This is a genomic window from Halomonas sp. HK25, from assembly GCF_047795635.1.
Classification (GTDB): Bacteria; Pseudomonadota; Gammaproteobacteria; order Pseudomonadales; family Halomonadaceae; genus Halomonas.
On the sequence record NZ_CP181044.1, the window covers coordinates 1,723,380 to 1,736,843 of the forward strand.

Sequence of the window (13,464 nt, forward strand, 5' to 3'; positions counted from 1 at the left end):
GGTAGCAGCCTCCAGTATGCCACAGCGAGGGGGGATGCCTGTCCACCCCGCGGTGGCACGGATATAATGGCTGAAAACCCGTTTCCACAAGGAAGGTTGCATGCATTTTCCCACCCTGGAGGAGGTCGTCGGTCACACGCCGCTGGTCCGCCTCAAGCGCATCACCGCCGGCCGCAACAATGTCCTGCTGGCCAAGCTGGAGGGCAATAATCCCGCCGGCTCGGTGAAGGATCGTCCGGCGCTGTCCATGCTCGAGCAGGCCGAGGCGCGTGGCGAGATCACCCCTGGCGACACCCTGGTGGAGGCGACCTCCGGCAATACCGGTATCGCGCTGGCCATGGCGGCCGCGATCAAGGGCTATCGGATGGTGCTGATCATGCCCGAGAGCGCCTCCGAGGAGCGCAAGCAGGCCATGGCGGCCTTCGGCGCCGAGCTGATCACCGTCAGCAAGGCGGGTGGCATGGAGGAGGCCCGCGACGTGGCCGAGGCCATGTTGACCCGCGGTGAAGGCAAGCGCCTGGACCAGTTCGCCAACCCCGACAACCCGCTCTCCCACTACCGGGGCACCGGCCCCGAGGTCTGGGAGCAGACCGGCGGTACGGTCACCCACTTCATCAGCTCCATGGGCACCACCGGCACCATCATGGGGGTCTCCCAGGCGCTCAAGGAGCGCAACCCCGAGGTACAGATCATCGGCCTGCAGCCGGAGGACGGCGCCAGCATCGCCGGCATCCGCCGCTGGCCGGCGGAGTACCTACCGAGCATCTTCGATGCCTCCCGGGTCGACCGGGTACTGGACATCGGCCAGCGCGAGGCGGAGGTGCACATGCGCCGCCTGGCCCGGGAGGAGGGCATCCTCGCTGGAGTCTCCTCCGGCGGTGCCCTGGCCGGTGCCCTGCGCGTGGCCGAGGAGGTGGAGAACGCGGTGATCGTGTTTATCGTCTGCGATCGCGGCGACCGCTACCTCTCCACCGGCCTGTTCGCCGCGGAGGACTGAGATGGCGATGCTGGGCAAGCGGCGGCCGCGCCGCGAACATACAGGCGTGTCCGGGCTGCAGGGGCGTCAGGCGCCCCGGGGAGCGCCTGACGCCCATAGTGCCGGCGAGGGTGAGTCCGGCGGTGTCATCATCGAGCGGCTGACCCACGATGGCCGTGGGCTGGCCCATGACGCCGCCGGCAAGGCGCTGTTCGTGGAGGGGGCGCTGCCCGGTGAGCGGGTCGAGGCGGCGGTCCATCGCACCCGCAAGCGCTTTGACGAGGCCCACGTCCGCGAGGTGCTTGAGGCTTCTCCGGAGCGGGTTACTCCCCCCTGCGCCCACTTCGGCCGCTGCGGCGGATGTGACCTCCAGCACCTGGCTGTGCCCGCCCAGCGTCGCCACAAGCGGGCGGTACTTGTCGACCTGCTGGCCCGCCAGGGCATCGAGGTCCCGGCCGAGCCCGAACTTCTGGCCGGGGCCGACCACGGGTATCGACGCCGGGCGCGCCTGGGGGTCAAGGTGGGCGCCGAGGGCCAGGTGCATCTCGGCTTTCGCGCTCGCCACAGTCATCGCCTGGTGGATATCGATCACTGCACCATTCTGGTACCGGAACTGGACGCCCTGCTGGCGCCGCTGCACCGCCAGGTGGCATCGCTTGACGCGCCGCGCCAGGTGGGACACCTGGAACTGTTCGACAGCGACCAGGGCGCGGTGCTGTTGGTACGCCAGCTGAAGGAACACGGCGGCGACCGCGCACGCTGGTTGACCTTCGCCGCCCAGCACGGCCTGCACTTGGCCTGGCTGGCGGGTCGCGAGGCGCCGGCGCTCGAGTGGCTGACCCCGACGCCGGCGCTGAGCTGTCGAGTGCCCGGCGCCGCAGGGGAGCTGACCCTGGGCTTCGCTCCTGGGGACTTCCTGCAGGCCAATGCCGAGGTCAATCGGCAGATGGTGGCCACCGCCCTGGCCTGGCTCGAGGGACTGGAGGGCGCGGCACTGCTGGACCTGTTCGCCGGGGTGGGCAACTTCAGCCTGCCGCTGGCTTCCGCCCGGGCCAGGGTGACGGCGGTGGAGGGCAGCCCGGCGATGGTCGAGCGACTGGTCGATAACGCCCGCGGCAATTTACAAGGGCAGCACCTGGCCGTGACGGCCCGCCAGGCCGATCTCAACGATACCGCGGCGGTGAAGGCCCTGCTGGTCGAAGCCTCACCGGATGTCCTGCTGCTCGACCCGCCCCGCGATGGTGCCGACGCCGTCTGCGGGGCACTGTCGGCCTCGCCGGTGCCCAGGGTGCTCTATATCTCCTGCGACCCGGCCACCCTGGCGCGAGATGCGGCACGCCTTGTGCATGGCGGTTATCGGCTGACGCGACTCGCCGTGGCCGACATGTTCGTGCATACCTCACACCTGGAATCAATGCTGTTGTTCGAGCACCCGCGGACAGGACAACAGCCGCAAGGAGCAACGCCCGATGGTTAAAGTCCGTGAGGACCAGCCGTTGACCGAGACGGGGCGCGTCGATATAGAGCGCTGGATCGAGCGACTGCAGGAAGACGTCAAGCTGCGAGACCCGGCGGAACTGTGCGAGGCCTGTCTGCTGGCAGAGCGCCTGGAGCTCGACTCCGACAAGCCCCATCGCCGCTGGCTAGCGGATGGCTCCAGCTTCCGCATGGGCCTTGAGATGGCCGATATCCTTGGCGAGCTGAGGCTCGACCAGGCCACCCTGGAGGCCGCGGTACTTTACCGTGCGGTGCGTGAGGGGCTGGTCGATCTGGAGGCGATCGCCAGGCAGTTCGGCCGCGAGGTCGCGTCGCTGATCGATGGCGTGCTGCACATGGCGGCGATCAGCACCTCTCAGACGCCCAGCCATGAGATGGGCCAGCACGACCAGCAGGACAACCTGCGCAAGATGCTGGTGACCATGATCGACGACGTGCGCGTGGCGCTGATCAAGATCGCCGAGCGCACCTGCGCCTTGCGCCAGGTCAAGGACGCCCCCCGGGAGAAGCAGCTGCGGGTGGCCCGGGAGGTGTTCGATATCTACGCGCCACTGGCCCACCGGCTGGGCATCGGCCATCTCAAATGGGAGCTGGAGGATCTTTCCTTCCGCTACCTCCATGAGGACGACTACAAGGCGATCGCCCGCCAGCTGGCCGAGAAGCGTCTCCATCGTGACCGCTACATCGCCGAGGTGGTCGATACCCTCAAGGACATGCTGGAGACCCAGGGCATCACGCGCTACGACGTCGACGGCCGCGCCAAGCACATTTACTCCATCTGGCGGAAGATGAAGCGCAAGCGCATCGACTTCTCTCAGGTGCATGACATCCGCGCGGTGCGCATCCTGGTGCCCGAGGTGACCGACTGCTACACCGTGCTGGGGCTGGTCCACTCGCGCTGGCATCACGTGCCCAACGAGTTCGACGATTACATCGCCAACCCCAAGAAGAACGGCTACCAGTCGCTGCACACCGCGGTGCTTGGCCCCGAGAGCAAGGTGCTGGAGATCCAGATCCGCACTTTCGCCATGCACGAAGAGGCCGAGCTCGGCGTCTGTGCCCACTGGCGCTACAAGGGCCATGACACCAAGGCCAAGAGCGCCAGCTACGAGGAGAAGATCGCCTGGCTGCGTCAGGTGCTCGAGTGGCAGGAGGAGGTCGGCGATATCGGCGACCTCAGCGAGGGGCTCAACAGCGACGTGGCCCCGGATCGAATCTACGTCTTCACCCCCGATGGCCACGTCATCGACCTGCCGAGGGTGGCCACGCCCATCGACTTTGCCTATCGAGTCCATACCGAGGTGGGTCACCGCTGCCGCGGTGCCAAGGTCAACGGGCGCATCGTGCCGCTCACCTACAAGCTCAAGACCGGCCAGCAGGTGGAGATCCTCACCGCCAGCAAGGGCGGGCCCAGCCGCGACTGGCTCAACCCGAGCCTCGGCTATGTTCGCACCTCCCGGGCCCGGGCCAAGATCCAGGCCTGGTTCAAGCACCAGGCCCGAGACCAGAACCTGGAGGAGGGCCGCACGCTGTTCGAGCGCGAGATGAAGCGCCTCGATCTGGAGGACATGGACCTGGAGGCCCTGGCGCGCAAGGTCAACTACCAGAGCCCCGACGACATGTACGCCGCGCTGGGGGCCGGCGACCTGCGCATCGGCCAGGTGCTGCACCAGGCCCAGCAGCTGTTCGGCGAGCACGACGATCAGGAGCAGCTCGACCGCCTGCTGGCCAAGCCCAAGCGCTCGCCGGGCAAGGGCGGGCAGAGCGACATCACCGTGCTGGGCGTGGGTAACCTCAAGACCAGCATGGCCAACTGCTGTCATCCAGTGCCCGGCGAACCCATTGTCGGCTTCATCACCCAGGGGCGCGGGGTCACCGTGCATCGTCAGGAGTGCCCCAATATTCTGCAGCTGCGCCTGGAGGAGCCCCAACGTATCATCGAGGTGGAGTGGGGCGAGCGCGCCCGCACCCAGTATCCGGTGGACATCGAAGTCCAGGCCTGGGATCGCTCCGGCCTGCTGCGTGACGTCACCGGGGTGCTCGGCAACGAGAAGGTCAACGTGCTGGCGGTCAACACCCTGACCGATACCGACGACGGCATCGCGCGCATGCAGATCACCGTGGAGGTGGACGGCCTGGAGACCCTGGGACGGCTCTTCTCGCGCATCCAGCAGCTCTCCAACGTCATCGAGGTGCGTCGTCTGCGCAGCGGCGGCAAGTCGGGCAAGCGCAAGGGAAAGGGAAAGGGAAAGGGGAAGGCCTCATGAGCCGACGCCACGACCTCGACGACCTGCTGACCCTGATGGCGGTGCTGCGCGACGCCGAGCAGGGCTGCCCCTGGGATCTCAAACAGGACTGGGATTCCATCGTGCCGCATACTCTGGAGGAGGCCTACGAGGTCGCCGACGCCATCGAGCGGCGCGCTTGGCATGAGCTGCCCGGCGAACTGGGCGACCTGCTCTTCCAGGTGGTCTACTACGCCCGGTTCGGTGCCGAGGAGGGACGCTTCGACTTTCACGACGTGATCCACGCGCTCACCGCCAAGATGCTGCGCCGCCACCCTCATGTGTTCCCCGAGGGTACCCTGGCCTCGCGGCGTCCGCCGGGCGTGACGGCCGAGGAGATCGAGACGCGCCACGTCAGCAGCCGCTGGGAGGCGCTCAAAGCCGAGGAGCGCGCCGAGCGCGCCAGTGCCGAGGTCGCCTCGACGCAGGGCAGTGCCGCCGCGTCGGTTCTGGATAGCGCCCCAGCGTCGGTGATGAATAGCGCCGCGGCTTCTGTGCTGGATGACGTCCCGCGCACCCTACCGGCGCTCGCTCGGGCCGCCAAGCTCTCGAAGCGCGCCGCCCGGGTCGGCTTCGACTGGCCCGATGCACGCGGCGTGATCGCCAAGATCCGCGAGGAGCTGGGGGAGGTCGAGGAAGCGCTGGTCGCCGGCGACCGCGAGCACGCCGCCGAGGAGGTGGGCGACCTGCTGTTCGCGGTGACCAATCTGGCGCGCAGCCTCAAGGCCGACCCCGAACAGTGCCTGCGCGCGACCAATGCCAAGTTCGAGCGTCGCTTCCGCCATCTGGAGGCGGCCCTTGCCGCCGATAGCGTGGCGCTGGAGGAAGCCGGCCTCGCCCTGATGGAGCGCCACTGGCAGGCCGTCAAGGCCATCGAGCGCGCTGCCACCGAATCCTCAATCACATCCGCACATCCCGCGACAGCGGGAGAGCCTCCGGGAGACTCTCGGCCATGAGCCACGACCTGCACGAATCGCTGCGCGACAACGTTCGTATCCTGGGCGACAGCCTCGGGCGCACCATCGCCGATGACCTGGGTGCTGGGTTCGTCGACAAGATCGAGGCCATCCGCGGCTTCGCCAAGCGCGGCCGCCAGAGCGACGACCTGGCCCAGCGCGAGCTGATCGACTACCTGCGTCGCCTGCCCGACCGCGACCTGCTGCCCGTGACCCGTGCCTTCAACCAGTTTCTCAATCTTGCCAACATTGCCGAGCAGCACTACCGGGCGCGCTTTCGCCGCGTGGAGGACTACCGACCGGGCAGTCAGCCGGTGCTCAGCGAACTGCTGGCCCGTGCGCGGGAGGCCGGCCATGCGCCGCGCAAGCTGGTAGAGGCCCTGGCCGCCATGCGCGTGGAACTGGTGCTCACTGCCCATCCCACCGAGGTCATCCGCCGCACCCTGATCCAGAAATACGATGCCATCGACGATTGCCTCACCGCCATCGAGTCCTCAGGCGACTACCCCGAGCGTGGCGTCCGGGCCAAGGGGCGTCTGGAGGAGCTGATCAGTCAGGCCTGGCACACCGACGAGATTCGCCACGAGCGCCCGACCCCGGTGGACGAGGCCAAGTGGGGCTTCGCGGTGATCGAGAACTCGCTGTGGCAGGCGGTACCCGACTTCCACCGGGATCTGGACAATCTGCTGCTGGAGACCGCCGGTGAGCGCCTGCCGCTGGACGCCGCGCCGATCCGCTATGCCTCCTGGATGGGCGGCGACCGTGACGGCAACCCCAACGTTACCTCGCGGGTCACTCGGGAGGTGCTGTTGCTGGGGCGCTGGATGGCCGCCGACCTCTATGTGCGCGACCTTGAGCAGCTCAAGGCCGAGCTCTCCATGTGGAAGGCCAACAGCGCTCTGAAGGCCGAGGTGGGGGACGCTGGAGAGCCCTATCGCGAATTGCTGCGTCGGCTGCTGGCACGTATGGAGGCGACGCGCGACTGGGCCAAGGCGTGCCTGGACGGCAAGCCCTTCGATGAGGGCCCGGTCATCGAGAGCCGTGACCAGCTCTTCGCGCCGCTGCTGACCTGCTACCGCTCGCTGTGCGACGTGGGCCTCGATACCATCGCCAACGGCGCGCTGCTCGACACCCTGCGCCGGGTGGCGGTGTTCGGCGTGACCCTGACCAAGCTCGACATCCGTCAGGAGGCGGGCCGCCACGCCCAGGTGATGGAGGAGCTCACCGATGGGCTGGGGCTCGGCCACTATCGCGACTGGAGCGAGGAGCAGCGCCAGGCCTTCCTGCTCGAGGAACTCGCCTCGCGGCGTCCGCTGATTCCGCGGCGCTGGGAGTGCTCGTCGGAGTCCCGTGAGGTGATCGATACCTTCCGCGTCGTCGCCAGCGAGCAGGCCGAGGCGCTGGGCACCTATATCATCTCCATGGCGGGGCAGCCCTCCGACGTGCTGGCCGTGGCCCTGCTGATGAAGGAGGTGGGGGGCGAGGTCAAGCTGCCCATTGCCCCGCTGTTCGAGACACTGGACGACCTCAACCACGCCGGCGACGTCATCGACCGCCTGCTGTCGCTGCCCGGCTATCGTTCGCTCACCGCCGACCGCCAGGAGGTGATGATCGGTTACTCCGATTCCGCCAAGGATGCCGGCCAGCTGGCCGCTGCCTGGGCCCAGTATCGCGCCCAGGAGACGCTGGTGGAGGTCTGCGAGAGCCAAGGCGTCGACCTGACCCTGTTCCACGGTCGCGGTGGCACCGTGGGTCGCGGCGGTGGCCCGGCCCATGCGGCGATTCTCTCCCAGCCGCCGGGCTCGGTGAACGGCAGCCTGAGGGTGACCGAGCAGGGGGAGATGATCCGCTTCAAGTTCGGTCAGCCGGAGATCGCCCTGCGTTCCATGGAGATCTATGCCTGTGCGGTTCTGGAGGCGACCCTGCTGCCGCCGCCGGATCCCCAGCCCCGCTGGCGCGATGAGATGGATCGTCTGGCCGAGGTCGCCCACCGTGCCTATGTGGGCGTGGTGCGCGAGGACCCCGACTTCGTGCCCTATTTTCGGGCGGTGACACCTGAGGGCTCGCTGGGTCGCCTGCCGCTGGGCTCGCGGCCCACCAAGCGCCGTCAGGACGGCGGTGTCGAGACCCTGCGGGCGATCCCGTGGATCTTCGCCTGGACTCAGATACGCCTGATGCTGCCCGCCTGGCTGGGCAGCGGCGAGGCCTTTGCCCGGCGCCTGGAGGAGGAGGGTGGTCTCGAGGTGCTGCAGGAGATGCGTGACAGCTGGCCCTTCTTCGGCACCTATCTGGACATGCTGGAGATGCTGCTGGCCAAGGCCGACGTGGGTATCGCCGCCTACTACGAGCACCGCCTGGTGGACGAGCCCGCGCTCAAGGCGCTGGGGGAGCGGTTGCGCGAGCGATTCGGCCGCCTCAACGAGGTGCTGCTGCAGGTCCTCGAGCAGCGGGAGCTGCTGGAGAAGACCCCGCTGATCCGACAGGCCATCGAGGTGCGTAACCCCTACATCGACCCGCTGCACGGCCTGCAGGCCGAGCTGCTGCAGCGTAACCGGGATGCGGACGGCGCGATCAGCGCCGACCTGTCGCGGGCGCTGATGGTGACCATGGCCGGCATCGCCGCGGGGCTGCGCAATACCGGTTAGGAACGGGGATTAATCCAGGGACCGGGCTTGATGTGGGAGCGCAGCTTGCTGTGCGAAGGGCGGCAAGGGCTGCGTGAAACTAGAAGGGATAGTGCAGCGAGGCGGTGATCAAGTTGAGATGGGACATGTCCGGGGCATCGAACTCCTCGAATTCCAGACGGCTGATCAGGCGGTTGAACTCCAGGCGGGCACCGAGGCCGGTGACACGGGTGGTGCCGGCGGTGTTGAGGGCGTCCCGGGGTATCACCGCGTCGCCCTCCCAGCCCGCTACGCCGGACTTGGCGTAGAGGCCGAGTCGGCCGATGCGCACCCCTGCCATCAGGGTGCCCCCCAGGCTTACCGAGTTGACCAGCAGGCTGTTCTCGCCCATCCGAGTGGGTACTTCGTCGCTTTCCCGATAGCTGAACTCGGCGGCCAGATCGAGGCTGGGCAGGCGCAGTGGAGAGAAGCCGGCGATAAGCCGGAACCCGGAGGTAAAGCCGTCCGGCGTCTCGATGTCGCGGCCCTCGATCACCATGCCGTTATCCAGGCGCATCAGGTCGCCGTCCTTGCCGGCAAACGAGGGGGCGTTGTCGGCCAGCGCCATGGGAGCAGCGACGATAGCCAGACAGGCTAGGAAGCAGGTCCATAGGGAACTCGTTCTCATGATCCCTGTCCTTGCGCTGAGGCCCTGCCGGTGGTGGCGAGAGCGTCAGGGCGAGTTATTGGTGTCAAGGTAGCCTAGCAACTGTCGGCTGAGCCCGCCAGTTCGCGCGCCTGCAGCCAGTTGGCCAGTTCGGCGAGGCGGGGGGCAGTGAGCGTGTGGGCCTGAGCGGCGGCCAGCAGCGGCCCGAGGATCGCGTCGTGTTCGGTCGGGCGCCCGGCCATTACGTCCTGCAACATGGAGGCGCGGTTGCCGGCGGTGCCCTCCACCACCCGCCACACCAGGGTCCGCCAGCCCTCAAGCCCCCCGTCTTTTTGGCTCTCCTCGGCTCTCTCGTTCCCCCCGGCCCCCGGTGGGTCGATGCCCTCCGCGGCAAGTATCTCGGCCACCTCGGCGATGATCGACTCCACCATGGGCCGGAAGGGGCGGTCGCGAAGTTGGCCGTTGCGGATCCCAAAGCGTGCCGCGCGCGGATTGATAGCGGCGTTGACGGCGAGCTTCTGCCATAGCCGCTGGCGGATATCGGTCACCGCCCGGGCGGGCAGGCCGGCGGCGGTGAGCTTAGTGGCGAGCTCGCCGGCGATCTCGACGTGTCGGCCATTCAGGGCACCGATCAGGGTCTCGCCCCGGCCGGCGTGGACCACGCGGGTATCGCTCGCCACCTTGTCTTCTAGATTGTCCTCGAGATAGGCGCCCTCGGTGGTGGTGGCGCACAGTACTGGGCCGTCGTGGCGCTGGCTGAGCCGCGGCTGACAACCGAAGCCGTTCTGCCACAGCACCAGGGGCGTGCCGGCAGGCAGGTGCGGCGCCAGCGCGGCATGGGCCGCCTCGGCGACGTAGGCCTTGGTGGTCAGGTGCACCATGGCAGGCGACATGGCTGGCAGGGTCTCCAGGGTGGCGGCGTCCACGCGGGCGCACAGGGTCTCGCCCCGGGGTGAGACAAGCGTCTGCTCGGAGGGGAGGCGCCGACGCCCGATCAGGGTTACCCGGGTGCTGGGCGCCGCCCCGCTGGCCAGGCGCAGGCCGATCAGCCGGCCCAGGGCGCCGGGGCCGAGGATCCAGTGGGCGTCCGGCCGGGTCATGAGCTGCCCCGCTTGCGGCTCGGTCGACGGGTACCGCTCCTGGTGCCGGCGCCCGCTCCGCTGCGGCGACGGGAGGCCGTGCCGCGGCGTTTCGGCGCGGCACGGCCGGCGGTGGGCTCCTCGCCCCGGGCCGTGGCCAGCGCCTGGCGCAGGCGGCCGGCGTCGGCGCTCGCCAGCAGCCGCTGCAGGTCGCTGATCAGGTCGCCGAGGAAGGGGGCGGGGTCGGCGCCCGCCTCGGCGATGGCCGAGAGGCGCTGTTCCCAGAGGGCGGTGCGTTCCGGGCGGCTGGCCGCCTCGGGCAGCGAGGCGATCAGGGCGCTGCCCAGCCGGGTGGCGCGCAGCGCCTTGCTCTGCCGCACCAGGTAGCCGCGCTCCACCAGGGTCTCGATGATGCCGGCGCGGGTGGCCTCGGTGCCCAGGCCGTCATGCTCACGCAGGGTGCGCCTCACCGCCGGATCTTCCACGTAGCGGGCGATGTTCATCATCGCCTTGATCAGGCTGGCGTCGTTGAAGGGTTCCGGTGGGCGTGTCTCGCGATCCTCCACCGCCGCCTCGTTGACCCGGCACGCCTCGCCCTCGCTGAGCGCCGGCAGCGGCGGCGCCTCGTCGCGGGTGGTGAACAGCGGCTTCCAACCCGCCTCGAGAATCTCCTGGCCGCGGGCGCGGAAGGCCTCGTCGAGAATCATGAACTCAGCCTTCACCTCCCGGGTGGCGAGCGGGGGATAGAACTGCGCCAGCACGTTGCGGGCGATCAGCCGGAAGACATTGGCCTCGGTGGCCGAGAGCCGTGCGGGGTCCATGGGCCGGCCGGTGGGGGCCAGGGCATGGTGGGCGCCCACCTGCTTGTCGTTCCAGGCCCGTGAGCGCCGCGTGAAGTCCGCCCCGGCCAGCCAGCCTCGCAGGGTGTCGTCCGCCCGGCAGGCCCCCTCCAGGGTGGTTCGGGCCGCGGCGAAGTGCTCCTCCGGCAGGTAGCGGCAGTCGGAGCGCGGGTAGGTGATCAGCTGGTGACGCTCATAGAGGGCCTGGCAGGTATCCAGCACCGCCTTGGCGGAGAGCCCGTAGCGGCGGGCGGCGTCCACCTGCAACCCCGACAGCGAGTAGGGCAGCGGGGCAGCCTGGCGCTTGTTCTGGGTCTCGAGCTTGGTCAGCTTTCCCTCGGCGCCGGCCAGCCGTTCGGCCAGGTCGGCGGCGGGCGCACGAGCCAGCAGCCGACCCTGGTCGTCGAGGGGCTGGCCCTCGCCGGGCGCCCACCAGGCGCGCAGCGTCCCGCGGGCCACGGCGAGATCCGCCCACAGCACGAAGAAGGGGTGGGAAGTGAAGTCGCGGATCTCGGCGTCGCGGCGCACCACCAGGCCCAGCACCGGGGTCTGCACCCGGCCCACGGAGAGCACCCCGTCGTGGCCCGCCTGGCGACCGGTGAGGGTCCAGGCCCGGGTCAGGTTGATGCCGTAGAGCCAGTCGGCCCGGGAGCGCGACTCGGCGGCGCGATAGAGCGGCTGGTAGCGGGCGTTGTCCTCCAGGCGGGTCAGCGCGCGCTGCACCGCCGGTCGGTTGAGGTCGCTGACCAGCAGTCGCGACACCGCTCCCTTCCAGCCCAGGTGCTCGATCACCTCCTGCACCAGCAGCTGGCCCTCGCGGTCCGGGTCGCCGGCGTGGACCACCTCACGGGCGGACTTGAGCAGGCCGCGGATCACCGCCAGCTGGCCGCGGGCCTTTGGGCGGGGTGTGAGCTTCCAGCGACTGGGCAGGATCGGCAGGGTATCGAGACGCCACTGCTTGAGTGCCGGGTCGTAGGCGTCCGGCGGCGCCTGTTCCAGCAGGTGGCCCAGGCACCAGGTCACGGTGGTGTCGCCCACGGTGATCGCCCCCTCCTGCTTGCGGGAAGCGCCGGGCAGGGCGTCGGCGATGGCGATGGCGAGGCTGGGCTTCTCGGCGATGATCAGGCGCATGGCGGGCGGACTCTGGCGTGGCGTTATGGATATTCTTCCAGTGTCGGTGAGGATTGGCCAGGTGTCATCTCTGCGTCATGGTGTACAATTCCTGTATCACTATCTGCGACTGTTCATCACCTCATGGGAGCCCTGTATGCGCGAACGAGGCAGGACGAGACGACTGCTGGGGCTGGGCGCCAGGACCGGCGGCGCGATGATCCGCACACGGCTGGGCGGCCAGGCGGACTGGCGGGCGCTGGGCGAGGCGCTGTTCGCAGGGCTCTCCGAGCTCAAGGGGCCGGCCATGAAGCTGGCCCAGATCATGTCCCAGTGGGACGACCTGCTGCCTCCCGACCTGGCCGAGGAGCTCGCCCGCCTGCAACGCCAGGCCGAGCCCATGCCCTGGCCGCGCATCCGCGAGACCCTGGTCGAGCAGTATGGCGACCTGGAGGGCGTCTTCCGCGAGATCGAGGAGCGCCCCTTCGCCAGCGCCTCCATGGGCCAGGTGCACCGTGCCGTGACCCGTGACGGCGAGACCCTGGTGCTCAAGGTGCAGTACCCGGGGCTCGCCGAGGTGCTGGAGAGCGATCTCACCCAGGTGCGCCGGCTGATGCGGCTGGGCCGCTGGCTCAAGGTGCCCCAGGCGCGCCTCGATGCGCTCTTCGAGGAGCTCGCCGCCAGCCTGCGCGGCGAGCTGGACTACCACGCCGAGGCCGAGGCGCTGGCCCGCTACCGGGCGCGCTACGCCCACCTGGAGAACCTGGTGATCCCCGAGCCGCTGCCCGAGCTCTCCGGTCCCCGGGTGCTGGCGATGCGCTATGCGCCGGGCACCCCGCTGCGTGACCTGGAGTCGGGCGACGCCGCCCTGCGTCAGGGCGTGGCGGTGACCCTGGCCGACTGGCTCACCGAGGAGCTTTTCACCCATGGTGAGCTGCACGCCGACCCCCACGCCGGCAACTTCGCCGTCGACGACCAGGGGCGGCTGGTGATCTATGACCTGGGCGCGGTGATCCCGGTCCCTGAACCGCGACTGAGCGCCATGATGCAGCTGCTCGAGGCGACCCTGGCCGGCGACCCCATGGCCATGGACGAGGCGCTACTCAGACTCGGCGGCCGTCAGGGGCAGGGTGCGCCGCTGGCGCTCTATCGGGAGTCCGCCGAGGCGGTGTCGCCCCTGTTCGCCCCCGGCGAGCAGGACTTCTCCGATGTGCGCGTGCACCGCCGGCTGCGCGATCTGACTCCCAAGGTGTGGGCCGCCATGGACCGCCTGCAGCCGCCGGCGGACACCCTGCTGCTGTCTCGCACCCTCAACGGCCACTACTGGAACCTGGTGCGCCTCGGCGCCCGGCTGGATATGCACGCCCGCACCCGGCCGCTGCTGGAGTGGGCGAGGCGCTGACAAGCTGCCCAGAGCCCGGGCAGACTGGTAGACTGTGCCGTTTTCCGGAC

The 13,464-nt window shown here is 69.2% G+C and carries 9 protein-coding genes; 6 read left to right on the forward strand and 3 right to left on the reverse strand.

The features are described from left to right. Window positions 1-100 precede the first annotated feature (100 nt). Genes cysM through ppc form a run of 5 tightly spaced genes read left to right on the forward strand, consistent with a single transcriptional unit; the run spans window position 101 to window position 8,359 of the window. Complete coding sequence (cysM, locus tag ACM26W_RS08275; protein WP_416140354.1) at window positions 101-997, forward strand: cysteine synthase CysM; 897 nt, start codon at window positions 101-103, stop codon at window positions 995-997. A 1-nt stretch (window position 998) separates the two neighbouring features. After that, window positions 999-2,453, forward strand: coding sequence for a TRAM domain-containing protein (locus ACM26W_RS08280; protein ID WP_416140355.1), 1,455 nt, complete (start codon window positions 999-1,001; stop codon window positions 2,451-2,453). Continuing rightward, the gene (gene relA, locus ACM26W_RS08285; RefSeq protein ID WP_416140356.1) at window positions 2,446-4,740 is read left to right on the forward strand and encodes a GTP diphosphokinase; all 2,295 of its coding nucleotides are present in this window, start codon (window positions 2,446-2,448) and stop codon (window positions 4,738-4,740) included. Before ACM26W_RS08280 ends, relA begins: the two co-directional genes overlap by 8 nt. Next, a complete protein-coding gene (gene mazG, locus ACM26W_RS08290; RefSeq protein WP_416140357.1) occupies window positions 4,737-5,714 on the forward strand; it encodes a nucleoside triphosphate pyrophosphohydrolase in 978 nt (325 codons plus the stop codon). Before relA ends, mazG begins: the two co-directional genes overlap by 4 nt. Continuing rightward, window positions 5,711-8,359: a phosphoenolpyruvate carboxylase gene (gene ppc / locus ACM26W_RS08295; protein ID WP_416140358.1), complete on the forward strand. Its 2,649-nt coding sequence runs from the start codon at window positions 5,711-5,713 to the stop codon at window positions 8,357-8,359. Before mazG ends, ppc begins: the two co-directional genes overlap by 4 nt. Window positions 8,360-8,438: 79 nt before the next feature. Here ppc and ACM26W_RS08300 read toward each other — a convergent pair whose 3' ends face one another. From ACM26W_RS08300 to ACM26W_RS08310, 3 genes are all read right to left on the reverse strand, one after another. Then, window positions 8,439-9,005, reverse strand: coding sequence for a hypothetical protein (locus ACM26W_RS08300; RefSeq protein WP_416140359.1), 567 nt, complete (start codon window positions 9,003-9,005; stop codon window positions 8,439-8,441). Between the two features lie 74 nt (window positions 9,006-9,079). Continuing rightward, the gene (locus tag ACM26W_RS08305; RefSeq protein WP_416140360.1) at window positions 9,080-10,084 is read right to left on the reverse strand and encodes a ketopantoate reductase family protein; all 1,005 of its coding nucleotides are present in this window, start codon (window positions 10,082-10,084) and stop codon (window positions 9,080-9,082) included. Then, complete coding sequence (locus ACM26W_RS08310) at window positions 10,081-12,033, reverse strand: DNA topoisomerase III (RefSeq protein WP_416140361.1); 1,953 nt, start codon at window positions 12,031-12,033, stop codon at window positions 10,081-10,083. The genes ACM26W_RS08305 and ACM26W_RS08310 overlap by 4 nt, the downstream gene beginning before the upstream one ends. A 136-nt stretch (window positions 12,034-12,169) precedes the next feature. Between ACM26W_RS08310 and ACM26W_RS08315 the strand changes: the two genes are divergently transcribed. Then, window positions 12,170-13,414 (forward strand): ABC1 kinase family protein, encoded by a 1,245-nt coding sequence (locus ACM26W_RS08315; protein ID WP_416140362.1) that lies wholly within the window; start codon window positions 12,170-12,172, stop codon window positions 13,412-13,414. Window positions 13,415-13,464 lie beyond the last annotated feature (50 nt).

Coding starts and splice junctions, on each gene's coding strand:
- ACM26W_RS08300 (WP_416140359.1), bottom strand. CDS start 9,005: ATGAGAACGAGTTCCCTATGGACCTGCTTCCTAGCCTGTCTGGCTATC.
- mazG (WP_416140357.1), top strand. CDS start 4,737: ATGAGCCGACGCCACGACCTCGACGACCTGCTGACCCTGATGGCGGTG.
- ACM26W_RS08280 (WP_416140355.1), top strand. CDS start 999: ATGGCGATGCTGGGCAAGCGGCGGCCGCGCCGCGAACATACAGGCGTG.
- ACM26W_RS08315 (WP_416140362.1), top strand. CDS start 12,170: ATGCGCGAACGAGGCAGGACGAGACGACTGCTGGGGCTGGGCGCCAGG.
- cysM (WP_416140354.1), top strand. CDS start 101: ATGCATTTTCCCACCCTGGAGGAGGTCGTCGGTCACACGCCGCTGGTC.
- relA (WP_416140356.1), top strand. CDS start 2,446: ATGGTTAAAGTCCGTGAGGACCAGCCGTTGACCGAGACGGGGCGCGTC.
- ppc (WP_416140358.1), top strand. CDS start 5,711: ATGAGCCACGACCTGCACGAATCGCTGCGCGACAACGTTCGTATCCTG.
- ACM26W_RS08310 (WP_416140361.1), bottom strand. CDS start 12,033: ATGCGCCTGATCATCGCCGAGAAGCCCAGCCTCGCCATCGCCATCGCC.
- ACM26W_RS08305 (WP_416140360.1), bottom strand. CDS start 10,084: ATGACCCGGCCGGACGCCCACTGGATCCTCGGCCCCGGCGCCCTGGGC.